Source organism: Limnohabitans sp. Hippo4, from assembly GCF_003063605.1.
GTDB lineage: Bacteria > Pseudomonadota > Gammaproteobacteria > Burkholderiales > Burkholderiaceae_C > Limnohabitans_A.
Map to the genome: position 1 here is coordinate 1 of NZ_NESE01000004.1, position 21875 is coordinate 21875.

23 protein-coding genes are annotated in these 21875 nt (G+C 54.3%); 9 read left to right on the plus strand and 14 right to left on the minus strand.

What is annotated here, in order from left to right:
- The 9 genes from B9Z46_RS11010 to B9Z46_RS11050 all read right to left on the minus strand — a co-directional run.
- The coding region (locus B9Z46_RS11010) for a GTP-binding protein (protein ID WP_233246005.1) at nucleotides 1-124 on the minus strand (124 nt) is incomplete at its 3' end.
- Between the two features lie 219 nt (nucleotides 125-343).
- Nucleotides 344-2446, minus strand: coding sequence for an elongation factor G (gene fusA / locus B9Z46_RS11015; protein ID WP_055359480.1), 2103 nt, complete (start codon nucleotides 2444-2446; stop codon nucleotides 344-346).
- A 115-nt stretch (nucleotides 2447-2561) separates the two neighbouring features.
- Nucleotides 2562-3032, minus strand: coding sequence for a 30S ribosomal protein S7 (gene rpsG / locus B9Z46_RS11020; protein WP_019426275.1), 471 nt, complete (start codon nucleotides 3030-3032; stop codon nucleotides 2562-2564).
- 154 nt (nucleotides 3033-3186) lie between these two features.
- Entirely contained in the window at nucleotides 3187-3564 is a 378-nt protein-coding gene (rpsL, locus tag B9Z46_RS11025; RefSeq protein WP_017759704.1) for a 30S ribosomal protein S12, read from the minus strand.
- 152 nt (nucleotides 3565-3716) lie between these two features.
- Nucleotides 3717-4916, minus strand: a complete 1200-nt coding sequence (locus B9Z46_RS11030; protein WP_108256847.1) for a D-alanyl-D-alanine carboxypeptidase family protein — start codon at nucleotides 4914-4916, stop codon at nucleotides 3717-3719.
- 16 nt (nucleotides 4917-4932) lie between these two features.
- Complete coding sequence (locus B9Z46_RS11035; RefSeq protein WP_108256500.1) at nucleotides 4933-5577, minus strand: alpha/beta hydrolase; 645 nt, start codon at nucleotides 5575-5577, stop codon at nucleotides 4933-4935.
- Nucleotides 5577-5918, minus strand: coding sequence for a ferredoxin (locus B9Z46_RS11040; RefSeq protein ID WP_055359478.1), 342 nt, complete (start codon nucleotides 5916-5918; stop codon nucleotides 5577-5579). Before B9Z46_RS11040 ends, B9Z46_RS11035 begins: the two co-directional genes overlap by 1 nt.
- Complete coding sequence (locus tag B9Z46_RS11045; protein WP_108256502.1) at nucleotides 5915-7018, minus strand: VanZ family protein; 1104 nt, start codon at nucleotides 7016-7018, stop codon at nucleotides 5915-5917. The genes B9Z46_RS11040 and B9Z46_RS11045 overlap by 4 nt, the downstream gene beginning before the upstream one ends.
- Before the next feature lie 5 nt (nucleotides 7019-7023).
- On the minus strand, nucleotides 7024-7452 hold the full coding sequence (locus B9Z46_RS11050) for a CopD family protein (RefSeq protein WP_055361784.1): 429 nt from the start codon (nucleotides 7450-7452) through the stop codon (nucleotides 7024-7026).
- Between the two features lie 124 nt (nucleotides 7453-7576).
- Between B9Z46_RS11050 and hemB the strand changes: the two genes are divergently transcribed.
- Both hemB and B9Z46_RS11060 read left to right on the plus strand, forming a co-directional pair.
- A complete protein-coding gene (gene hemB, locus B9Z46_RS11055; RefSeq protein ID WP_108256849.1) occupies nucleotides 7577-8584 on the plus strand; it encodes a porphobilinogen synthase in 1008 nt (335 codons plus the stop codon).
- Between the two features lie 35 nt (nucleotides 8585-8619).
- Nucleotides 8620-9789 carry a magnesium transporter CorA family protein gene (locus tag B9Z46_RS11060; RefSeq protein ID WP_108256504.1) on the plus strand — a complete coding sequence of 390 codons (1170 nt, stop codon included), beginning with the start codon at nucleotides 8620-8622 and terminating at the stop codon, nucleotides 9787-9789.
- Nucleotides 9790-9806: 17 nt separating this feature from the next.
- Here the strand turns inward: B9Z46_RS11060 and B9Z46_RS11065 are convergent, their stop codons facing one another.
- Nucleotides 9807-10496 carry a dienelactone hydrolase family protein gene (locus tag B9Z46_RS11065; protein WP_108256506.1) on the minus strand — a complete coding sequence of 230 codons (690 nt, stop codon included), beginning with the start codon at nucleotides 10494-10496 and terminating at the stop codon, nucleotides 9807-9809.
- An 11-nt stretch (nucleotides 10497-10507) separates the two neighbouring features.
- Nucleotides 10508-11119 carry a 2-hydroxychromene-2-carboxylate isomerase gene (locus tag B9Z46_RS11070; RefSeq protein ID WP_108256508.1) on the minus strand — a complete coding sequence of 204 codons (612 nt, stop codon included), beginning with the start codon at nucleotides 11117-11119 and terminating at the stop codon, nucleotides 10508-10510.
- A gap of 93 nt (nucleotides 11120-11212) precedes the next feature.
- On the opposite strand from B9Z46_RS11070, the gene B9Z46_RS11075 reads away from it, so the two are divergent.
- The 5 genes from B9Z46_RS11075 to B9Z46_RS11095 all read left to right on the plus strand — a co-directional run bounded on the left by B9Z46_RS11075 (nucleotide 11213) and on the right by B9Z46_RS11095 (nucleotide 16646).
- Nucleotides 11213-11959, plus strand: a complete 747-nt coding sequence (locus tag B9Z46_RS11075; protein WP_108256510.1) for an SDR family oxidoreductase — start codon at nucleotides 11213-11215, stop codon at nucleotides 11957-11959.
- Entirely contained in the window at nucleotides 11959-12453 is a 495-nt protein-coding gene (locus tag B9Z46_RS11080) for a MaoC family dehydratase (protein WP_108256851.1), read from the plus strand. The genes B9Z46_RS11075 and B9Z46_RS11080 overlap by 1 nt, the downstream gene beginning before the upstream one ends.
- Nucleotides 12454-12486: 33 nt before the next feature.
- Nucleotides 12487-13998 (plus strand): CoA-acylating methylmalonate-semialdehyde dehydrogenase, encoded by a 1512-nt coding sequence (locus B9Z46_RS11085; protein ID WP_108256512.1) that lies wholly within the window; start codon nucleotides 12487-12489, stop codon nucleotides 13996-13998.
- 3 nt (nucleotides 13999-14001) lie between these two features.
- Nucleotides 14002-15729 carry a GMC family oxidoreductase gene (locus B9Z46_RS11090; RefSeq protein WP_108256514.1) on the plus strand — a complete coding sequence of 576 codons (1728 nt, stop codon included), beginning with the start codon at nucleotides 14002-14004 and terminating at the stop codon, nucleotides 15727-15729.
- A gap of 158 nt (nucleotides 15730-15887) precedes the next feature.
- A complete protein-coding gene (locus B9Z46_RS11095) occupies nucleotides 15888-16646 on the plus strand; it encodes a TSUP family transporter (protein WP_108256516.1) in 759 nt (252 codons plus the stop codon).
- Here the strand turns inward: B9Z46_RS11095 and B9Z46_RS11100 are convergent.
- Nucleotides 16625-17533 (minus strand): DMT family transporter, encoded by a 909-nt coding sequence (locus B9Z46_RS11100; RefSeq protein ID WP_108256853.1) that lies wholly within the window; start codon nucleotides 17531-17533, stop codon nucleotides 16625-16627. The genes B9Z46_RS11095 and B9Z46_RS11100 overlap by 22 nt on opposite strands.
- Nucleotides 17530-18648 (minus strand): alanine racemase, encoded by a 1119-nt coding sequence (alr, locus tag B9Z46_RS11105; RefSeq protein WP_108256518.1) that lies wholly within the window; start codon nucleotides 18646-18648, stop codon nucleotides 17530-17532. The genes B9Z46_RS11100 and alr overlap by 4 nt, the downstream gene beginning before the upstream one ends.
- Nucleotides 18649-18821: 173 nt before the next feature.
- On the opposite strand from alr, the gene lplT reads away from it, so the two are divergent.
- Nucleotides 18822-20105: a lysophospholipid transporter LplT gene (lplT, locus tag B9Z46_RS11110; protein WP_055359467.1), complete on the plus strand. Its 1284-nt coding sequence runs from the start codon at nucleotides 18822-18824 to the stop codon at nucleotides 20103-20105.
- 36 nt (nucleotides 20106-20141) lie between these two features.
- Complete coding sequence (locus B9Z46_RS11115) at nucleotides 20142-20630, plus strand: glutathione peroxidase (protein WP_108256520.1); 489 nt, start codon at nucleotides 20142-20144, stop codon at nucleotides 20628-20630.
- Here B9Z46_RS11115 and glcF read toward each other — a convergent pair.
- On the minus strand, nucleotides 20627-21868 hold the full coding sequence (gene glcF, locus B9Z46_RS11120) for a glycolate oxidase subunit GlcF (protein ID WP_108256522.1): 1242 nt from the start codon (nucleotides 21866-21868) through the stop codon (nucleotides 20627-20629). The genes B9Z46_RS11115 and glcF overlap by 4 nt on opposite strands.
- Nucleotides 21869-21875 lie beyond the last annotated feature (7 nt).

Consider the following 21875-nt stretch of genomic DNA (forward strand, 5'->3'; position numbering starts at 1 on the left):
CGCCGAACTTGGCTGCCAACACGGTGGTGATCGCAGCTGTCAATGTTGTTTTGCCGTGGTCGACGTGACCAATGGTGCCAACGTTCACGTGCGGTTTTGTCCGCTCAAATTTCTCTTTTGCCATTTCAATTCTCCAAAGAACAAAGCCCGTGTTGTGGTTTTATGTTTGCATCCAATTGCTTGTTCACACCGCACGGGCACAGCGTGGCACTGGATCGCAGACAGGTTAAAAAATCAGTTGGGGACAGAGCAAAACGCTTTGCATTTTGATCAGTCCCGCAAACATTTATACGGTTGAGGACAGAGCAAACTGCTTCGCAGCTTGATCAGTCCAGCAAACCAATTACTTGGCCCTTGAAGCCACAATAGCTTCAGCAACGTTACGTGGTGCTTCAGCGTAGTGCTTGAATTCCATCGTGTACGTAGCGCGGCCTTGTGACATCGATCGCAATGTGGTGGAGTAGCCGAACATTTCAGACAGTGGTACTTCAGCTTTAATGGCTTTGCCACCGCCGACCATGTCGTCCATGCCTTGAACCATGCCGCGGCGTGAGGACAAGTCGCCCATCACGTTACCAGCGTAGTCTTCAGGTGTTTCTACTTCAACCGCCATCATGGGTTCCAAGATGACGGGATTGGCTTTACGGCAACCTTCTTTGAAACCAAAGATCGCGGCCATCTTGAACGCCAACTCATTGGAGTCAACGTCGTGGTATGAACCGAAGTGCAACGTCACCTTCACGTCCACAACGGGGTAGCCCGCCAACACGCCTTGGCCCAAAGCTTCTTGAATACCTTTTTCAACGGCAGGGATGTATTCGCGAGGAACCACACCGCCCTTGATGGCGTCCACAAACTCAAAGCCCTTACCAGCTTCTTGCGGTTCAATTTTCAGAACCACGTGACCGTATTGACCTTTACCGCCTGATTGACGAACGAATTTACCTTCGGCTTCTTCAACAGACTTGCGAATGGTTTCACGGTAAGCCACCTGGGGCTTGCCGACGTTGGCTTCCACGCCAAATTCGCGCTTCATGCGGTCAACAATAATTTCGAGGTGCAACTCGCCCTGACCACCAATGATGGTCTGGCCAGATTCTTCGTCGGTTTGCACGCGGAAAGATGGATCTTCTGCGGCCAAACGTGACAAAGCCATGCCCATCTTTTCTTGGTCAGCTTTGGACTTGGGTTCGACAGCCTGACGAATCACGGAGTCGGGGAACACCATGCGCTCCAAAGTGATGATGGAGTTGGGATCGCACAAAGTTTCGCCAGTGGTGACGTCTTTCAAACCCACGCAAGCAGCGATGTCGCCGGCGCGAATTTCGTCAACCTCTTCACGGTTGTTGGCGTGCATTTGCACGATACGACCGATACGCTCTTTCTTGCCGCGCACAGAGTTGTACACGGTGTCGCCCTTTTTCAGAACGCCAGAGTAAACGCGCACGAAAGTGAGCTGGCCCACGAAGGGATCGGTCATCAATTTGAATGCCAACGCAGAGAATTTCTCTTCGTCGTCGGCTTTGCGTGTGACTTCTTTTTCGTCTTCGTCAAAACCTTTGATGGCTTTCACGTCGAGAGGAGAAGGCATCAATTCCAACACAGCGTCCAACATGCGCTGCACGCCTTTGTTTTTGAAGGCGGTGCCGCACAACATGGGTTGAATTTCGCCATTGATGGTGCGAATGCGCAAACCAGCTGTGATTTCTTCTTCAGTCAAGTCACCTTCTTCGAGGTACTTGTTCATGAACTCTTCAGAGGCCTCAGCAGCAGCTTCGACCATCTTCTCGCGCCACTCTTTGGCCAATTCGACCAAGTTCGCAGGAATTTCTTCAAAGGTGAACTTCATGCCTTGAGAGGCTTCGTCCCAAATGATGGCCTTCATTTTGCGAAGATCGACCACACCGGTGAAGTTTTCTTCAGCGCCGATGGGGATGACGATTGGCACGGGGTTGGCCTTCAAGCGCGTCTTCATTTGGTCGACCACTTTGAAGAAGTTGGCACCGGTACGGTCCATCTTGTTCACGAAGGCCAAACGAGGCACTTTGTACTTGTTAGCTTGACGCCACACAGTTTCAGACTGGGGCTGCACGCCGCCCACAGCACAGTAAACCATGCAAGCACCGTCGAGCACGCGCATGGAACGCTCAACTTCAATGGTGAAGTCAACGTGGCCAGGGGTGTCAATGATGTTGATGCGGTGGTCGGGGAATGAACCGTCCATACCGCGCCAGAAGCAGGTGGTGGCAGCAGAAGTGATCGTGATACCACGCTCTTGCTCTTGTTCCATCCAGTCCATGGTGGCGGCGCCATCATGCACTTCACCAATTTTGTGGTTCACACCGGTGTAATAAAGAATGCGCTCGGTGGTAGTGGTTTTACCCGCGTCAATGTGAGCGGAAATACCGATGTTGCGATAGCGCTCGATGGGAGTATTGCGAGCCATGATCAACCTCTTGGAATTCAGTTAAAACAAAAAATGCAAATGCCCTGCAGGGTCTCTACAGGGCTTTGCGGTCGGTTGGCAGCGCAGCACGAGGCTGCGCGACAACCTCCGGGATTTAGAAGCGGAAGTGTGAGAAGGCCTTGTTGGCTTCAGCCATGCGGTGCACTTCATCACGCTTTTTCATCGCGCCGCCGCGACCTTCATTGGCCTCGAGCAACTCGTTGGCCAAGCGCAAAGCCATGGATTTTTCACCACGCTTACGGGCCGCTTCTTTGATCCAACGCATGGACAAAGCCAAGCGACGGACAGGGCGAACTTCGACGGGCACCTGGTAGTTGGCACCACCCACGCGGCGGGATTTAACTTCCACCATGGGCTTGACGTTGTTGATGGCGATTGAGAAAAGTTCAACAGGGTCTTTGCCTGTTTTCTTTTCCATGTTTTCCAGGGCACCATAAATGATGCGCTCGGCAACCGCTTTTTTGCCGCCTTCCATGATCACATTCATGAATTTGGAAAGTTCGACATTACCGAACTTGGGATCCGGCAAGATTTCACGTTTAGGGACTTCACGACGACGTGGCATATTTCACCTCTTTGCTTCAGTTGATGGCTGGACGTCCGATCCAGACACCCTGCAAATTCATCTTGAATTTGCACTTACTCGACTCCAACATGGAGTCACTTCGTTGAACCGGCTCGTCTAAAAACCAGAACAACACCTTTTTTTGAAAGCTAACTTAAGCTTTCTTCGGGCGCTTAGCGCCATATTTGGAACGCGATTGCTTGCGGTCTTTCACGCCTTGCAAGTCGAGTGAACCGCGCACGATGTGATAACGCACACCAGGCAAGTCTTTCACACGACCGCCACGTACCAAAACCACGGAGTGTTCCTGCAAATTGTGGCCTTCACCACCGATGTAGGAGATCACCTCGAAGCCGTTGGTCAAGCGCACTTTGGCAACTTTACGCAGAGCGGAGTTAGGTTTTTTAGGCGTCGTGGTGTACACACGGGTGCACACACCGCGGCGCTGCGGAGAGTTTTGCATCGCAGGGCTTTTTGACTTGGTCTTTTCGACCTCGCGCCCCTGACGCACCAATTGATTGATGGTTGGCATTTAAAAAACGTCCCTAAACGTTTGGAATGAACAAAAAAATCTTCTCCGCCCCAAATGCGGAAAAGCCTTCTAGTATAACGTTGGAAAAGGGCTTGCGCAAAAATTTCTATCAGGCAAGCATTAGCAGTTAAGTTTGCAAGTACCAACTTTTCTTATTTGATCCACAAACGCAAAGCATCCCAAGCACGGCCCAGCACGCCAGCCTGTTCAACGGTGTCTAAAGCTTGCAAAGGCATATCGACCCAAAGCTGTTCACCACGGTAAATTTGGAGACTTCCGATGGCTTGCCCCCTGATGACGGGTGCCACCAAAGGCTCAGGTCGGACCAATTGGGTTTTGATTTGGGATGCCGTGCCCGTGGGGACCGCCACCACCAGCGCATCAGAGCGCCCCAATTTGACCGTGGCAGCCTTGCCCTTCCAAATGGCCGGTGTGGCAACGGCTTGTCCCGGTTCAAACAACTTGACCGCATCAAAAGCGGTGTAACCCCAGTTCAACAGTTTTTGAGCTTCGTTGGCGCGCGCAATTTCGCTGTTGGCGCCCAGCACAATGGCCATCAAACGACGTGGCCCCAGATTGGGAAACTCTCGCTTGGCTGTGGCCACCAAGCAATAACCTGCCGCATCGGTGTGACCCGTTTTCAGGCCATCGACTGTCGGATCTTTGAAAAGCAACAAGTTGCGATTGCTGTCATTGGCTGCCGGGGTGCCGGGATAGCGGTATTTTTTGATGGCATAAATGGCCATGTACTCAGGAAAGTCACGCATCAGACGCGTGGCCAAGGTACCAAGGTCGCGTGCTGAGGTGATTTGACCCGCTTCCATCTGACCCTCTGGATTTTTGAAGCTGGTGTTTTTCATGCCGAGTACTTTGGCTTGATCGTTCATCATCTGCACAAAGCGCTCTACCGTACCGCCCACCCCTTCAGCCAACGCCACAGTGGCATCGTTGCCCGACTGAACCACCATGCCTTTGATCAAATCTTCAACAGGCACCTTCATTTTGGGATCAATGAACATGCGTGAGCCAGGCATCTTCGATGCGCGCTCACTGACGGGCAGGCTTTGCTTCAGGTCGATCTTTTTCGACTTCAGCGCATCAAACACCAAATAAGCACTCATGAGTTTGGTCAAGGACGCCGGCTCAACGGGCATGTCCAACTCACGCGAAGCCAAAATTTGATTGGCCGTGACGTCGAGCAACAGGTAGGCCCGCGCGGCAACCTCTGGCGGTTCTGGCGCAGATTGGGCTTGGACATGGAGCGAAGGTAACGCCCACAGCAAAACTGTTGCAGCCCAACATACAACGCCGCGACAGACATCGCGACGAGAGGCTTTGAAGAGAGAGCGCATGCTGCCCGTTGTCATTTCAAGCACGCAAGTGGCGACTGACCAAGGATCGAAGCAAAGGCAATTGCCCGTGGAAAAAGTGTTCAACACCAGGAATCACGGTCACAGGCAATGACTGGGGCCGGGCCCAATCCATCACGCTGGCCAAAGGCACGGTGTCGTCGACTTCACCATGAACCACCAAGGTTTTGTCGTGCAGTTCAGGTAGAACTGGGGCCACCTGAAAACGAGAGGCCGCTGTGCCGACCAGCACCAGTTTTTCAAGTTGCCCTGTAGGTGCCAATTGCGCAGCCACATGGCTGGTGACATAGGCCCCAAATGAAAAGCCCGCCAGTGCCAAGCCACTCGACTCAGCGCCTGGATTTTGACTTTGAGTTTGCGCAATGACCGACAACATGTCATCGAGCTCGCCACGGCCTTCGTCATACACGCCCGCACTGGCACCAACACCCCGAAAATTAAAGCGAATGGCGCGCCAGCCATTTTGAACAAACGCTTTGGCCAAGGTTTGGACCACCTTGTTTTGCATCGTGCCGCCAAACAAAGGGTGAGGATGGGCAATGACCGCAACGCCTTTGAATGCGCCCTCCACAGGCTCGTCCTGAAGACCTTCCAACAGGCCGACTGGCCCTTGAAACTGCACGGATTGCGTGGCTGTGTTCATCAGCGTCCCACGTCGGGCGGTGTCACCAAGCGCTGCACAACTTGGCCGTTCTTCAAATGGCTGTCGACAATTTCATCAATGTCCGAATTGTCCACAAAGCTGTACCACGTGCCTTCGGGATAAACCACGGCCACGGGTCCGCCTGCACATCGATCTAAACAGCCCGCCTTGTTGACGCGTACTTTGCCCGCGCCAGCCAAGCCCAAATCCTTGACACGGGATTTGCAATGGTCAAAAGCGGCTTGGGCACCTTGCAAAGCACAACAGGCTTCGCCATTCTTTCTTTCGTTCAAACAGAAAAAAATATGGCGCTCGTAGTAGGGGGGGGTGTTTTCACTCATTCGCTCATTTTAGAGGGGAGAGATGAGGACAGGCGGCGCATCAAATAGACCAATAAAACGAAAGGCCAAAGCCAACCCATCCACTGGATCAAGCCGTGAAAACGGATAAATTGACCTTGCTCCCAGTTTTGCAAAGTCAATGCAAAGTAAGCACTGGCTGACGCATTGTTCAGCATGGTCAGTTGCAATACCAAACCCACCAACGCCAGCACTTGCAATGGTTTTTCACGGACCCACATCAAAGGCAAGGCCAAGAGGGCCGCCAGCGCCAAGCCCAATTGAACCGGTGGATTGACCCACCCCCATGCATGCGCAGGCCCATAAGTCAGGGCAGCAGACAAAGCAGTGAAAGCCAAACCCGCAGCGACCAAGAGGGCCCATGCGATGGCTTTTTGATGCACATATCGAATCAAACTGAATGCCAACATGCAGGGCAACAACTGACCCAAGCTGACACACAAGACTTCATAAACAGGCAGCAGTGGTTGCAACTCCACTTCGCGAACTGGCAACCAATCAAGCCAAGGGGTGTCTTGCAACCACAGGGCCAGCGCATCTTCTGTGCGCTCCAAAATTTGACCCAAGCCTAAAGGGACAGGCGCCGGAAATAACAAGGCCACTGGCCACAAAGCCAGCAGCACCAAGGCGCCTCTGGCGTCTGAATGAAACCAATTGGCGCGAAAACGACTCCATCGGTCCAAAAAGCCAAATCGCTCCAAGGTCCAAGCCAAAGATGCGCCCATCAAGGTGCCCAAAGTGTTGAGCTCCCAATCGACATTGGAGGGCACGCGCGCTGGCAAGAAAAGTTGCAAGGACTCAAGGGCAAGCGACAGCAAGGAACCCGCCATGACGGTGATCGTGACGGCAGGTAAATGTCGGGCACTGCGCCTGAGTGCCAACACACCGATGAACCCCAAAGGTGCATAGCCAAGCACATTGGCCAACACATCAAAGCCGGTCCAGTAGCGAGGCCAAGGGGCCAACAAAAAGGCGGTCCAATCGACCCCTTGCGAGCGCCAGTTTTCGAAAGGGTAAAGACTGGCGTAGACGATCAGTGCGGCGTAAATACCGGCCAAGGGCCAAGCCGCGGTCTTTTGCATAGCCCTTAAAACGGCTTCACAACCACAAAGATCACAACCGCCACCAACATCAAAACGGGCGCTTCATTGAACCAGCGGAACCAAACATGGCTGTGGGTATTTTGGTTCGCCTCAAACTTTTTCAACAGTCCGCCACACATGTGGTGATAGCCCACCACCAAAAGAACCACCGCCAATTTGGCGTGCATCCATGCATTGCCGGGGCCCCATCCAATGCCAATGCCCCACCAAAGCCAAACACCCAGCGCAATGGCGGGCACAGACAACAAGGTGGTGAATCGGAGCAGCTTGCGGGCCATGAGCAAAAGTCGCTCACGCTCAGCCACGGAATCTTCTGGCACCATGGCCAAATTGACAAAGATGCGCGGCAAGTAAAACAAGCCAGCAAACCAGCTGGCCACGAAGACGATGTGAAAGGCTTTTATCCAGAGCATGGGGCAAGTGTAGCGCTGAGGCTTGTTTTTGAACAAGCGCGACGGCTTGATGTGCCTCAAGATTTCTCAGCCGGCGATCTCTCTCAATGCCCTCAAAACAAGAAACTTCAGGCACAATTTTCAAATGACACCGATTCACACGCCTTACCCCTTGAGCCGGCCTCGCCGACTGCGTCGCACAGACTTTTCACGGCGCTTGGTGCGCGAACATCAACTGAGCGTTAATGATTTGATTTACCCCGTGTTTGTGCTCGACGGCCAAAATCAACGCCAGGCCGTCAGCTCCATGCCCGGCGTAGATCGCTTGAGTTTGGACTTGTTGTTGCCTGTCGCCGAAGATTGCGTGAAGTTGGGCATCCCCGTGATGGCCCTTTTCCCCGTCATTGACAGCGCACTCAAAGACCCTCAAGGCAACGAAGCCCTCAACCCCGACGGCTTGGTCCCTACGGTGGTCCGAGCTTTGAAAAAGAACTTCCCCGAATTGGGCGTGATGACCGATGTGGCCCTAGACCCCTTTACCAGCCACGGTCAAGACGGTTGGCTGGACGAAGAGGGCTACATCTTGAACGATCCTACCGTGGGCCAGCTGGTCAAACAAGCCTTGGTGCAAGCCGATGCAGGCGTCGACATGGTGGCGCCGAGTGACATGATGGATGGCCGCATTGGTGCCATTCGACAGGCCCTCGAAGCCAAGGGGCATGTGCACACGCAGATCATGGCCTACAGCGCCAAGTACGCCAGTTCGTTTTACGGCCCTTTCCGCGATGCGGTGGGCTCTGCCGCCAATTTGGGCAAAGGCAACAAAAAAACCTACCAAATGGACCCAGGCAATACCAACGAAGCATTGCGCGAAGTGGCCATCGACATTGCAGAAGGTGCTGACATGGTGATGGTCAAACCCGGCATGCCCTATTTGGATGTGGTGCGCCGTGTCAAAGATGAGTTTGGTGTGCCCACATTTGCGTATCAGGTGTCGGGAGAGTACGCCATGTTGAAAGCAGCGGCACAAAATGGCTGGCTTGACCATGATGGTGTGATGATGGAAAGTTTGTTGGCATTCAAACGTGCTGGCGCCGACGGCATCTTGACTTACTTTGCACGCGATGCTGCGCGTCTACTGAACAAAGCCTAAGCCCTTCACATCTCTCACTCACAAATTTTTATTGCATGCGCGTCTTTACCGTTTCAGGCACCCACGTTCAAGATGCGGTGTCCTTGCCTCGTGCATTGCCTGAAAACAGCTATGTCTGGATTGCTTGCGCCAGAAGCTATTTCTTATCTGAGCAACAACAAGTACAAGAAACTTTGCAGAGCCTCACAGGCCATCATCTGCTTGATTTGCATGTGTCAGATTTGCTCAATGGACAACTGCCATCGCGCTTTGATTTGACCTCTTATTACGATGTGTTGGTGTTCCGACGCTTGGCTGCCAGCAACACCAGTGAGAGAGAAACAATTCAATCACCCACTGGCCTGAAATCCAAAACCAAACTGTCGGGTCCGCCCGCCCTCAGAAGGGTCGACACCAGCCCCATTGGCTTTGCGATTTTTGACAATGTGCTGCTCACCGTCCATCCCGATGATTGCGCCATTCGCGAAGCTTATGCAGCGCGTCTGTTGGCCGCCAGCACCCATGAACAAAACACGGTTGCTGAGCAATTGCCAAGCTCGCTGACATCGGAAACATTGGACGACCGCTCAACAGGCGCTCGCGGCATCCCTGTCAGCCCAGCTGACATGATGCTGCGCATGGTCAGCCAAGTGGTCGATGTGTATTTGGATTTGCGCAGAGACCTGACGCGACAGCTAGACCATTGGCAAGCTGAGCTGATCAACCCAGACACCCGCTTCAACAACTGGTCCGCCCTGTTAGAAGCGCGTCTGTCCTTGCATCACCTTGACGAAATCTGCGAAGACCAACGCAGCGCCATGCAAGATTGGCTCGAGTCATTGAACACGTGGACGCCGCCCACTTCAAATGCTTTGATCAAAGAGCATGAAATACTGAAAGTGCGCAGCCGCGATGTTTTAGAGCACATCGACCGTGTGGTGCATCACGTGCGGCGCTTAGAGCAAAGCATTGAAACAGCGGTACAAATTCATTTCAATGCACAAAGCAATCGCACCAATGAAACCATGCGAACGCTGACCTCCATCACGGCCATTTTCTTGCCCTTGAATTTGATTGCCGCCATCTTCGGAATGAACTTTGAAGTTATTCCCTTGTTGCACGACAGCGCCGGGTTTTGGTGGACGATTGGCAGCATGCTCCTGATCGCGGCCACATTGGCTTGGCTGTTTTGGCGCAAGCGTTATTTGGCGCGATCAGGTCGCTAAGTACCGATTAGATTCGATCAGCCTAAGTGCTGTTTGAAAAAAGCCAAGGTTCTTTCTTGGGCCAATGCCGCTGATTCGGCATGCCATGCGCCGCGGTGATTGCAATTAAAACCATGGTGCGCGGCATAGGTAAAGACTTGCGCCTGTGGATGCGCCGTTTTGAAAGCCGCCACCGACGCCATTGAAATCCACTTGTCTTCTTCTGCAAAGTGCGCCATCACCGGCACTTTGGATTGACGTGCAGATTCAGCTTCTGTGGTCATGCCACCCCCGTAATAAGGGGCAGCAGCCGACAAGCCGTTGAGCAAGCACGCAGCGCGCCAAGTCAACAAGCCGCCCCAGCAATAACCCACCACGCCGACTTTGCCACCACACATTTTGTGCGCGTGGTCAATGCTGGCTTGAATGTCTTGCAATGCGCCAGGTGCAGGCAAGGCTTCAATGGCGGTTTTGAGGGCCATGCCTGCGCCCATGTCGGCCTCTGCATAGCCCAACTCGACATTGGCTTGTGCACGGTGGAACATGGCAGGTGCGATGGCCAAGTAAGCTTCTTTGGCATAGGCATCGGCCACTTCACGAATGTGGGTGTTCACACCAAAAATTTCTTGAAGCACAACGACAGCCGCCTTGGCCGGTGTGGCGGGCTCGGCCACATACGCTGGAAATTGTGTGCCGTCTGCGGCCCTTAATTGAATGAAAGTTCCCATCAAGTTCTCCTTTAAGTGTGGCTGCTTGCAAGTGCGCGCTCAACAAAGTCAAGTCGATCTTGTCCCCAGAAAATTTCACCGTCAAGCACATACGAAGGTGCACCAAACACACCGGCATCAATGGCCATTTGCGTGTAAGACTCGTATCGCATTTGCGCAGCTTGACTGTAGGACTGCTCTAAACAACTGGCTGGTAAGTTTTGTTCTTTCAGCAACTCAGCCAAGGTCTTCTCATCGGCAATGTTGCGCTGCTGCGCCCACACCGCAGACAAAATAGCACCACTGATGGCCATGGCAGCCTTCGGACCTGCAGCCATGTCGACCGCAATGATGAGCTTGGCCGCGTCGTCGCCGCCGACTGGAAAATAAGTTGGCTTGACATGCAAGGGGGCGCCCAGCCATTTGCTAAAGCGTGCCAATTCAGTCAAGCGGTAGGCCTGCCTTTGGGGCGCGCGTTGACCCAAGGGCAAACCCCCTGAGATGGGAAACACTTTGCCACCCAAATCAATGGGCATGACGCGCACACTGGCGCCTGCACCATCCAAAATTTGCTGAAAGCGCTGATGCCCCAAGTAAGCCCAAGGGCTTTGGGGAGCGAAATAATAGTCGACTGTGTGACTCACAAAAGGCTCCTGGTTAAGGTAATCTGCACGTTGAGTGCCGAAGCACCAGACAGTGTTTTACCCGTTTACCCATTATTCTGCAGGAGACATGCAATGCGCAAAGTAGTTTTGGTCACAGGCGGGAGCCGCGGCATTGGTGCTGCAACCTGCGTTTTGGCAGCTCAAAAGGGCTGGGATGTTGCCGTCAATTACACCTCCAACGCCAAAGCCGCAGACGATGTGGTGCGGCAAGTCAAGGCAGCAGGCGGGCGGGCGATCGCCGTCCAAGCCGATGTGGCCGACGAAGGCCAAGTCTTGGCCATGTTCCAAAAAGTGCGCGCAGAGTTGGGGCCACTTCAAGGCTTGGTCAACAACGCCGGAGTGGTCGATGTGTCTGCAAGGCTTGATGAAATGAGCATGGCGCGCTGGCGACGCATGTTTGACATCAACGTCTTGGGCTCCATGCTGTGCGCACGCGAAGCCATTTTGCAAATGAGCACCAAGCACGGTGGTCAGGGCGGCAGCATCGTGAACTTGTCCAGTGCGGCAGCCAGACTTGGCTCGCCGGGTCAGTATTTGGATTACGCAGCAGCCAAAGGTGCCATCGACAGTTTCACTTTGGGCTTGGCCAAAGAAATTGCGGGCGAAGGCATTCGGGTGAATGCCATTCGACCTGGCCTGATTGACACCGAAATTCACGCTTCTGGCGGATTGCCCAATCGCGTTAAAGACCTGGAACATTTGGTACCTGCCAAGCGCGGCGGCTCTGCCATGGAAGTGGCGCAGGCCATCGTATGGCTGCTGTCTGATGAGGCCAGCTACACCACCATGAGCTTGATCGATGTGTCTGGTGGTCGATGATGGCTGGTGCACCTGCCGACAAAATTCAATATTACTGGGAAGACATGCAACCCGGAAGTGTGCGCGATCTGGGCACCATCACACCCACGCGCGAAGAGATCATTGCCTTTGCAACGCAATTTGACCCCCAGCCATTTCACTTGGACGATGACGCTGCCAAGGCCTCCGTGTTTGGCGGTTTGTGTGCCAGCGGATGGCACACCTGCTCTATGGCCATGCGTTTGATGGTGACGCAGTTTTTACAAAAGTCTGCCAGCTTGGGCTCCCCTGGCCTTGAAAACGTCCAGTGGAAGAAGCCGGTTTTTCCCAACGATACCTTGCACCTCCAACACACCATCCTAGAAACTCGCCCCATGCGCTCCAAACCAGATGTGGGATTGGTCCGCACCGCGTGGGACATGCACAACCAGCACGGCGAGAGTGTGTTGCACATGGAAGGCTGGGGCATGTTCAGGCGCAGACATCCAGCACAAGACGCCGCCACAAACGATTAACATTCACTTTCTTTTCAACCCAAGAATTCAGCCATGTCCGTCACATCTATTGCCCATTACATTTCTGGCCAAAAAACGGCTGGCACTTCCTCTCGCGCACAAGACGTTTTCAATCCGGCCACTGGCGATGTGACAGGCCGAGTCAGTTTGGCCAATGTGAAAGACGTTGATCAGGCGGTGGCTTCTGCACAAGCAGCCTTTCCCGCATGGGCCGACACGCCTCCACTGCGCCGTGCACGTGTGATGTTCAAATTCTTAGAGTTGTTGAACCAACACCGCGACACGCTGGCGCACATGATCACGGCCGAGCACGGCAAGGTGTTCACCGATGCACAAGGCGAAGTGACGCGCGGCATCGACATTGTGGAGTTTGCTTGTGGCATTCCGCAATTGCTCAAGGGCGACTTCACCGACCAAGTTTCAACCGGCATCGACAACTGGACGATGCGCCAGCCTTTGGGCGTGGTGGCGGGCGTCACGCCCTTTAACTTTCCCGTCATGGTACCCATGTGGATGTTCCCCGTGGCCATTGCCTGCGGCAACACCTTTGTTTTGAAGCCCAGCCCACTTGACCCCAGCCCCAGTTTGTTCATGGCTGAATTGCTCAAACAAGCTGGCTTGCCCGATGGTGTGTTCAATGTGGTGCAAGGCGACAAAGAAGCGGTTGACGCGCTGGTCGAACACCCCGATGTCAAAGCTGTGAGCTTTGTGGGCTCAACGCCCATCGCCAACAGCTTGTATGAAAACGGCGCGCGCCACGGCAAACGCGTGCAAGCTTTGGGTGGCGCTAAAAACCACATGGTGGTGATGCCGGATGCCGACATTGAACAAGCCGTAGACGCATTGATTGGTGCTGCTTACGGTTCTGCTGGCGAGCGCTGCATGGCCATCAGCGTGGCTGTGTTGGTGGGCGATGTGGCTGAAAAACTGATGCCCTTGTTACTCGAGAAAACACGCGCACTCAAGGTTTTGAACGGCACCAATTTGGCAGCCGAGATGGGCCCCATCGTGACCGCTGCCGCCAAGCAACGCATCACGGCTTACATCGATGCGGGCGTGGCCGAAGGCGCCAAGCTCTTGGTCGACGGCCGCCAATTTGATGGCGCCAAAGCAGGTGCAGGTTGCGACAATGGCTTCTGGTTGGGCGGCACCTTGTTTGACAACGTCACCACCGACATGAAAATTTACAAAGAAGAAATTTTTGGTCCTGTGTTGTCTTGCGTGCGCGTCAAAGATTTTGGTGAAGCGGTGCAAATCATCAATGACCATGAGTTTGGCAACGGGGTGAGTTGTTTCACGCGCGATGGCAATGTGGCGCGAGAGTTTTCTCGTCGCATTCAAGTGGGCATGGTGGGCATCAACGTGCCGATTCCTGTGCCCATGGCTTGGCACGGTTTTGGTGGTTGGAAGCGCAGTTTGTTTGGCGACATGCACGCGTATGGCGAAGAAGGCGTGCGTTTTTACACCAAGCAAAAATCGATCATGCAGCGCTGGCCCGAGAGCATTGGCAAAGGCGCCGAATTTGTCATGCCCACTGCCAAGTAATTTATGAACGACAGCACCTTTGACTACATCATCGTTGGCGCAGGAACGGCCGGTTGCCTGTTGGCTAATCGCTTGTCCGCAGACGCCAGCAAACGGGTGCTGTTGATTGAAGCCGGCAAGCGTGACGATTACCACTGGATCCACATTCCTGTGGGCTATCTGTATTGCATTGGCAACCCTCGCACGGATTGGCTGTATCAAACCGAAGCGGCCGATGGCTTGAATGGTCGCAGCTTGCGTTACCCTCGCGGCAAAGTGTTGGGGGGCTGTAGCAGCATCAACGGCATGATCTACATGCGCGGCCAATCACGCGACTACGATCAGTGGGCGCAACTCACCGGCAGCGATGATTGGCGTTGGGATCGGTGCTTGCCTTATTTCAAAGCGCACGAAGACCATTACAAAGGCGCAAGCCCACTGCATGGCGCCAAAGGCGTCAAGCCAGAATTATTTGACAGTGCTGGCGCATCTGACGCCAAGTCTCAAGACTATTTCAAAGTGCTCAAAGCCCGACAAGCCGGTGGCGAATGGCGCATTGAAAAACAACGTCTCAGTTGGGGCGTGCTTGATGCCTTTTCACAAGCCGCACAACAAGCGGGCATTCCGGCCACAGAAGATTTCAACCAAGGCAACAACGAAGGCATTGGTTATTTTGAAGTGAACCAACGAAGTGGCTGGCGTTGGAACACAGCCCAAGCTTTTTTGCGTCCTACCTGTTTTGCACGTCCCAACTTTGAGTTGTGGACGCAAGCGCAAGTGGCGGGCCTTGTTCTCGAAACCGATGCCGATGGTGCCAAGCGCTGCACCGGTGTCAAGGTTTGGGATGGCCATCAACTGGTCACCGCCACCGCCACACGCGAAGTGGCCTTGAGTGCTGGCAGCATTGGTTCTGCGCAAATTTTGCAGTTGTCCGGCATTGGCAATCCCGATCTTCTCAAGCCTGTAGGCGTTGAAGTACAGCACGATTTGCCAGGTGTTGGCGCCAACCTGCAAGACCATTTGCAAATACGCTCGGTCTACAAAGTGAAGCATGCCAAGACACTCAACACCTTGGCCAACAACTGGTGGGGCAAAGCCAAAATTGGTTTGGAATATGCCATGTCACGCAGTGGTCCGATGAGCATGGCGCCCAGTCAATTGGGGGCTTTCACCAAAAGCGATCCCTCACAAGCCTGGGCCAACATTCAATACCATGTGCAGCCCCTCAGCTTGGATGCATTTGGTGAGCCGCTGCACAACTTTCCGGCCATCACGGCCAGTGTGTGCAACTTGAATCCCACCAGCCGCGGCAGCGTCACTTTGAAGAGCCCTGACTTCAAAGACGCACCGGCCATTGCACCCAATTACCTGAGCACCGATGCAGACCGCAAAGTAGCGGCCGACAGTCTGCGCGTCACGCGCCGCATCATGTCGCAAGCGGCCATGGCACGGTACGAGCCCGAAGAGTTCAAGCCTGGGGTGCAATACCAAACAGATGAAGAGCTGGCCAAACTGGCAGGCGACATTGCCAGCACCATTTTTCATCCGGTCGGTACAACGCGCATGGGCCGCGATGATGACGCGATGGCAGTGGTCAACAGTCAACTTCAAGTCCGCGGCATCCGCGGTTTGCGTGTGGTCGATGCGGGCGTCATGCCCACCATCACCAGCGGCAACACCAACAGCCCCACCTTGATGATTGCGGAAAAGGCGGCGCATTGGATGGCTTTGGACGCCACGGGAAATCCCTGATGGGAATGGCCTGTGAAGCAAGCTACATTTCATGCACTCGATGAACTGCAGTTTGGGTTCGTTTTGAGGGCAGAGGAGACACCCAAACTACTCGAACATGAACATCCAAAACGAGATGTAACTTTTGATAGGCGCCGCGAAAGCGGCGCTTTTTTTTCATGGAATTGCTGATCGTCTCTCTCGCGTCCTTGTTTGCCGGCATGGTCGATTCGATCGTTGGCGGGGGTGGCCTGATTTTGGTCCCCGCACTCTTCGCCACATTTCCATCTGCTCCCCCAGCCACCTTGGTCGGCACCAACAAAAGCGCCGCCATTTGGGGCACTGCATTTGCCACGTACCAGTTCAGCAAAAAAGTAGACATGCGATGGGGCGCCCTGATGCCTGCTGCCAGTGCAGGCTTGCTCGGCTCATTGTTAGGCGCATGGACGGTCACAGAAGTTGACCCCAGTTTTTTGCGCAAAGCCTTGCCCTTTATTTTGTTGGCCTTGCTGGCCTACACGCTGGCCAAGAAAGACATGGGGCAACGACACGAGCCTCGCTTCAAAGGTCGGCAAGAAGCCATTGCGGCCATGGTCATGGGGCTGTTGATTGGCTTTTACGATGGCTTTTTTGGCCCTGGCACTGGCAGTTTCTTTGTCTTCGCGTACGTGCGCTTGTTGGGATACGACTTTCTCAACGCTTCAGCTTCTGCCAAGTTGATGAACACCGCCACCAATTTTGCAGCGCTGGTGTTGTTCACATTGCAAGGCCATGTGTGGTGGCATCTGGCACTCCCCATGGCTTTGGCGAATGTGGTCGGCAGTTTGCTGGGCACGCGCTTGGCCTTGAAACACGGTGCGGGCTTTGTGCGCTTTGTATTTTTGGCCGTGGTGGCGGCCCTGATTGTGAAAACGACTTACGACGGATTTTTCCGCTGAGGTGCAAACTGGGTGTAGGCCACCCCCATCAAGGCAATGGCAGCCCCGACCAACTTGATCACGGTGTATTGCTCTCCCGTGAGGGCCCAAGCAAACAAACCCGCAACAGGCGGCATGAGGTACATCAAGGGGGCGGTTTTGGCAACGCCTCTCACTTGGTTCACCCAGCCCCACACCAACCAACCGCCAAACGCTGAAATCAAAATGGACCACGCCATGGCCGCCCAGCCTTGCAGGCCCAAACTGTCCCAAGGCGCTTCAAGGCCAGCAGGAATAGACAAGAGCATGACGGGCAAACCACCCCACAAGGTGGCGTAACCCATCGTGAGCACGCTGCCATGTTGCTCGAGCAGGGGCTTGGCTTGAACTGTGTAATAAGAGAACAGTACCGCGGCCACAAACAACATCACATCGCCGCCACTTGCGCGCCAGTCACCTTTGAGCAATTTGTCAGACAAGAAAAGAAGCACGCCTGCGAATGCAACCATCACACCGATCGCTTGGGTGCGCTGCAACTTTTCATGGCCTTTCCAGCGCAAGATCAACAGGGTAAAGATGGGACCACATGCCAAGATCACAGAGCTTGAAAATGGCGTCGACAAATGAATGCCGTAACACACGATGCCCACATGCAAGCTGTGTCCCACAAAACCCAAACGGGCCAAGGCCATCACATCTTCGCGCGGCAACGGCGGCAGAAATTGACCCAGCGTGACACGCATCAAGATGAGCGCACACACAGGCATGATGAGATAGCGCGCCAGCAAAAACCCACTGGGCGTGAGCGTGTTCAAGAGATACTTTTGCACACTGAAGTTGGCACCCCAGATCAAAATCAAAACAAGAGCGGCGCTCAGCGCCAATCGCTGTGGTGCCGAATGTTTCAATCCTTGACCACCACTGGCACGCGTGCTGCCAAAGCACACATCAATTCGTATCCTACGGTGCCAGCTGCTTGCGCAACTTCGTCAATGGCAACGCCGGTTGTGGGACTTACTTGAGATGTGCTTTTTTGAGGCAGACCCCACAAGGTGACTTCGCTGCCCACATCGGCATGCGGCAAATCAGTGAGGTCCACCGTGAGCATGTCCATGCTGACACGGCCCAGCGTACGCGTACGATGACCGTCCACGCAAACGGGGGTACCCGTTGGGGCAATGCGCGGATAGCCGTCGGCATAACCACACGCCACCACGCCCATTCGCATGGGACGATCGGCCATGAATGCCGAGCCGTAACCCACCGTGTCGCCCGCTTGCAAATGTTGCACAGCAATGATGTTGGCATTCAAACTCATGACGGGTTTCAAACCCCAGTCTTGGGCTGAGTGCAAAGGGAAATCGGGCGAACTGCCATACAGAGCAATACCAGGTCGGATCCAGTCTGCGCGCACAGCCAAATCTTTGGCGTGGCGCAAGCTTGCTGCGCTATTGCACAAGCTTCGTTCGCCAGACAAATCATGGGTGTATTGGTGAAAGATGGACATGGCCGCAGCAATGCCTTTTTCACCGTCGGCGTCACTGAAGTGTGTCATCAGTGAAATTTCATCCACTTGCGGCAATGCATTCAATCGCGTCCAAGCAGCCCGGAAGGCCTGAGGGGCAAATCCCAAACGGTTCATGCCACTGTTCATTTTGAGAAAGACCCGATGCGGCTGATGGGTTTTGTGCACCGCCAGCATGTCGATTTGCGCTTCGCAGTGCACAACGTGCCACAGGTTCAATCGAGAACACAACTCCAAATCACGCGTCTCAAACACCCCTTCTAGCAACAGAACAGGTCCACGCCAACCCAGTTGGCGAACGCGTTCGGCCTCAGCCAAATCCAGCAAGGCAATGCCGTCAGCCGCCCGCAAACCCTCGAAAACACGCTCGATGCCATGGCCATAGGCGTTGGCCTTGACCACGCCCCAGACCAGCGCATCGGGGGCCGCGGCTTTGATTTGCGACAGGTTGTGGCGCAAAGCTTGAATGTCGATGGTGGCCTGAATCGGTCTTGGCATGGCGGATCGTTACAAAAACGGCGATCAATCTCGCGGGTTGAAGCCTAGATTGTGGCACTACAGAGCGTGATATAACTGAAACTTACGCCAACACACGCTAGCGAGTGTTGCTTTGATACTTTTTCTCATTTTCGAATTCGGCCTTTTGCCTGATCGATTCACTGCATGATTTCATGAAGCGCGGTTTTTACACCATCATGGCGGCCCAGTTTTTCAGTTCGTTGGCCGACAACGCGCTTTTCGTCGCGGCGGTAGAACTGATTCGCACCAGCGGTGGCGCGGAGTGGCAGCGTGCGGCCTTGGTGCCCATGTTTGCTTTGTTTTATGTGGTGCTTGCGCCCTTTGTCGGCGCCTTTGCAGACTCACGGCCCAAAGGCGAGGTGATGTTCATCAGCAATGCCATCAAAGTGGTGGGCTGTTTGTTGATGTTGTTTGGCACGCACCCCTTGTTGTCTTACGCCATTGTGGGATTGGGCGCCGCAGCCTATTCACCCGCCAAATATGGCATCTTGACCGAATTGTTGCCCGCCTCTCAATTGGTCAAGGCCAATGGTTGGATTGAAGGTCTCACCATCGCCTCCATCATTTTGGGCGTGTTGGTCGGCGGCCAATTGGTGGGCACGCATGTCTCTGAGTATTTGTTGAGCTTTGATTTGCCGCTCGTCGATACAGGCATTGACACAGCGCCAGAGGCTGCCATTTTGCTGTTGATCACGTTCTATGCTTTGGCCGCTTGGTTCAACACCCGCATTCCCGATACAGGCGTCGCCATGCGCGCCATGCCCAAAAACTTATTGGCCTTGCTGCCCGACTTCTGGGATTGCAACACTCGCCTGTGGAAAGACCGCTTAGGCCAAATCTCCTTGGCAACAACCACATTGTTTTGGGGCGTCTCTGGCAACTTGCGCTACATCGTCTTGGCATGGAGCGCAGCGGCCTTGGGCTACAGCACCACACAGGCTTCTAGCTTGGTCGGCGTGGTGGCCATTGGCACTGCGGTTGGCGCCGTGGTGGCCTCTGTGCGAATGAAGCTGCATCAGGCCACGCGCGTCATGCCACTTGGCATTGCCATGGGCGTGTTGGTGATGGGCATGAATTTCATCGACAACGTGTGGGTGGCTGCGCCCTTTCTCATTTTGTTAGGCGCCTTGGGCGGTTTCTTGGTGGTGCCCATGAACGCATTGCTGCAACACCGAGGTCACAACTTGATGGGTGCAGGTCGTTCGATTGCGGTCCAAAATTTCAACGAGCAAGCATGCATCTTGTTGTTGGGTGGCTTCTACAGTTTCTCGACGGGCATGGGCTTGTCAGCCTTTGGCGCCATCACCGCCTTTGGCTTTGTGGTGGCCAGCATCATGTGGGTCATCAAGCGCTGGCATGAGCACAACCTGCGCGAGCACAGTGCGGTGTTGAATCACTTGATCGACGTTGCCAAAAACGACAACCTTCACGGCTAACAAGCCATTCTGAATTTTTTGAAGCAGGTGCAACCCATGAAATCAATCTATGACTTCGACGCCATTCAAATGAATGGTCAACCCTTGGCGCTGGCTTCACTGCGCGGCCAAGTGATGTTGATCGTGAACACCGCCAGTGCCTGTGGCTTCACACCCCAGTTTGGGGGTTTAGAAAAAATTCACCAAGCCTACAAAGACCAAGGCTTGGCCGTGTTGGGATTTCCCTGCAATCAGTTTGGCAGCCAAGATCCTGGCAGCAACGAGTCGATTGCCAGCTTCTGCCAACTGAACTACGGCGTGAGTTTTCCCATGATGGAAAAGATCAAGGTGAATGGTCCCGAAGCGCACCCCCTTTACCAATGGTTGTGCGCAGAAGCACCCGGTTTGTTGGGCAGCAAGGCCATCAAGTGGAATTTCACCAAGTTCTTGATTGGCCGCGATGGCCGCGTGCTCAAACGCTATGCGCCGATGGACAAGCCAGAGAACATTCGAAAAGACATTGAAGTGGCTCTGAGCGCTGCTTAAGCACTCAGCGTCAAGGCCTCGTCCACCAACTCCACCCAGTGCCGAACGGGCACGTCTGCGCCACTTTGTAAATGGGTGATGCAACCAATGTTGGCGCTCAAAATGGCCTTGGGTTGCAACTTGTTCAGATGACCCAATTTGCGATCACGCAAGGCATACGCGGTATCGGCTTGCAAGACAGAGTAAGTACCGGCTGAGCCGCAGCACAAGTTGGACTCTAGCTCGGTGACTCGCAACTGAAAACCCAATTGACCTAACTGCGCTTCAACGCCGCCCTTCAATTGCTGCCCGTGCTGCAATGTGCACGGTGGGTGATAGGCCAGGGGTCCTGCTGCGGCCACCACCTCGGGTTTCAAACGCTTTTGAAGTTCAGGCAAACACAAAGGCAACAACTCACTCAGATCCCGTGTGAGTTCTGAAATGCGTTTGGCTTTGTCTGCATACTGCGCATCGTGTTGCAACAAGTGGCCATATTCTTTGACCGTGACACCGCAACCCGAAGCATTCATGACAATGGCTTCTACGCCTTGAGTGACCCATGGCCACCATGCGTCAATGTTGCGCCGCATGTGGTCCAAGCCACCCACCTGATCGTTCAAGTGAAATTTAACGGCACCACAACAACCCGCCTCAGGCGGCACCACCACTTCAATGCCACATGCATTGAGCACACGTGCTGTGGCGGTGTTGATGTTGGGCTTCATGGCAGGCTGGACGCAGCCCGCCAACATCAGTACTTTTCGTGCATGGGTTTGGGTGGGCCAAGCACCAGCGTCCTGAGGCGCGGGCACCTTGGCTTGAAGCGTTGCGGGCAACAAAGCCCTCACGCTTTGTCCCAGCTTCATGGCGGGCGCAAACAGAGCGGACGTCAGGCCTTCTTTCAAAAGCCAACGGACTGCGCGTTCTTGAACGGGCCGCTGAACTTTGGCATCGACCACCTTGCGACCCAGGTCCACCAAATGGCCGTACTGCACGCCACTGGGGCACGTGCTTTCGCAATTGCGGCAGGTGAGGCACCGGTCTAAATGCATTTGCGTTTTGCGCGTGGGCTCGGCACCTTCAAAGACTTGCTTCATCAGATAGATACGGCCACGCGGTCCATCCAGTTCATCGCCCATCAACTGATAAGTGGGGCACGTGGCCGTGCAAAAACCACAGTGCACACACGAGCGAAGAATGGCCTCGGCTTCTTGACCGAGCAGGGTGTTTTGAAACTCAGGTGCGAGTTGGGTTTGCATGTTGAGC

Excerpts from the sequence above, each read along its gene's own strand:
- fusA (WP_055359480.1), bottom strand. The coding sequence starts at position 2,446 with ATGGCTCGCAATACTCCCATCGAGCGCTATCGCAACATCGGTATTTCC.
- rpsG (WP_019426275.1), bottom strand. The coding sequence starts at position 3,032 with ATGCCACGTCGTCGTGAAGTCCCTAAACGTGAAATCTTGCCGGATCCC.
- rpsL (WP_017759704.1), bottom strand. The coding sequence starts at position 3,564 with ATGCCAACCATCAATCAATTGGTGCGTCAGGGGCGCGAGGTCGAAAAG.
- B9Z46_RS11030 (WP_108256847.1), bottom strand. The coding sequence starts at position 4,916 with ATGCGCTCTCTCTTCAAAGCCTCTCGTCGCGATGTCTGTCGCGGCGTT.
- B9Z46_RS11035 (WP_108256500.1), bottom strand. The coding sequence starts at position 5,577 with ATGAACACAGCCACGCAATCCGTGCAGTTTCAAGGGCCAGTCGGCCTG.
- B9Z46_RS11040 (WP_055359478.1), bottom strand. The coding sequence starts at position 5,918 with ATGAGTGAAAACACCCCCCCCTACTACGAGCGCCATATTTTTTTCTGT.
- B9Z46_RS11045 (WP_108256502.1), bottom strand. The coding sequence starts at position 7,018 with ATGCAAAAGACCGCGGCTTGGCCCTTGGCCGGTATTTACGCCGCACTG.
- B9Z46_RS11050 (WP_055361784.1), bottom strand. The coding sequence starts at position 7,452 with ATGCTCTGGATAAAAGCCTTTCACATCGTCTTCGTGGCCAGCTGGTTT.
- hemB (WP_108256849.1), top strand. The coding sequence starts at position 7,577 with ATGACACCGATTCACACGCCTTACCCCTTGAGCCGGCCTCGCCGACTG.
- B9Z46_RS11060 (WP_108256504.1), top strand. The coding sequence starts at position 8,620 with ATGCGCGTCTTTACCGTTTCAGGCACCCACGTTCAAGATGCGGTGTCC.
- B9Z46_RS11065 (WP_108256506.1), bottom strand. The coding sequence starts at position 10,496 with ATGGGAACTTTCATTCAATTAAGGGCCGCAGACGGCACACAATTTCCA.
- B9Z46_RS11075 (WP_108256510.1), top strand. The coding sequence starts at position 11,213 with ATGCGCAAAGTAGTTTTGGTCACAGGCGGGAGCCGCGGCATTGGTGCT.
- B9Z46_RS11080 (WP_108256851.1), top strand. The coding sequence starts at position 11,959 with ATGGCTGGTGCACCTGCCGACAAAATTCAATATTACTGGGAAGACATG.
- B9Z46_RS11085 (WP_108256512.1), top strand. The coding sequence starts at position 12,487 with ATGTCCGTCACATCTATTGCCCATTACATTTCTGGCCAAAAAACGGCT.
- B9Z46_RS11090 (WP_108256514.1), top strand. The coding sequence starts at position 14,002 with ATGAACGACAGCACCTTTGACTACATCATCGTTGGCGCAGGAACGGCC.
- B9Z46_RS11095 (WP_108256516.1), top strand. The coding sequence starts at position 15,888 with ATGGAATTGCTGATCGTCTCTCTCGCGTCCTTGTTTGCCGGCATGGTC.
- alr (WP_108256518.1), bottom strand. The coding sequence starts at position 18,648 with ATGCCAAGACCGATTCAGGCCACCATCGACATTCAAGCTTTGCGCCAC.
- lplT (WP_055359467.1), top strand. The coding sequence starts at position 18,822 with ATGAAGCGCGGTTTTTACACCATCATGGCGGCCCAGTTTTTCAGTTCG.
- B9Z46_RS11115 (WP_108256520.1), top strand. The coding sequence starts at position 20,142 with ATGAAATCAATCTATGACTTCGACGCCATTCAAATGAATGGTCAACCC.
- glcF (WP_108256522.1), bottom strand. The coding sequence starts at position 21,868 with ATGCAAACCCAACTCGCACCTGAGTTTCAAAACACCCTGCTCGGTCAA.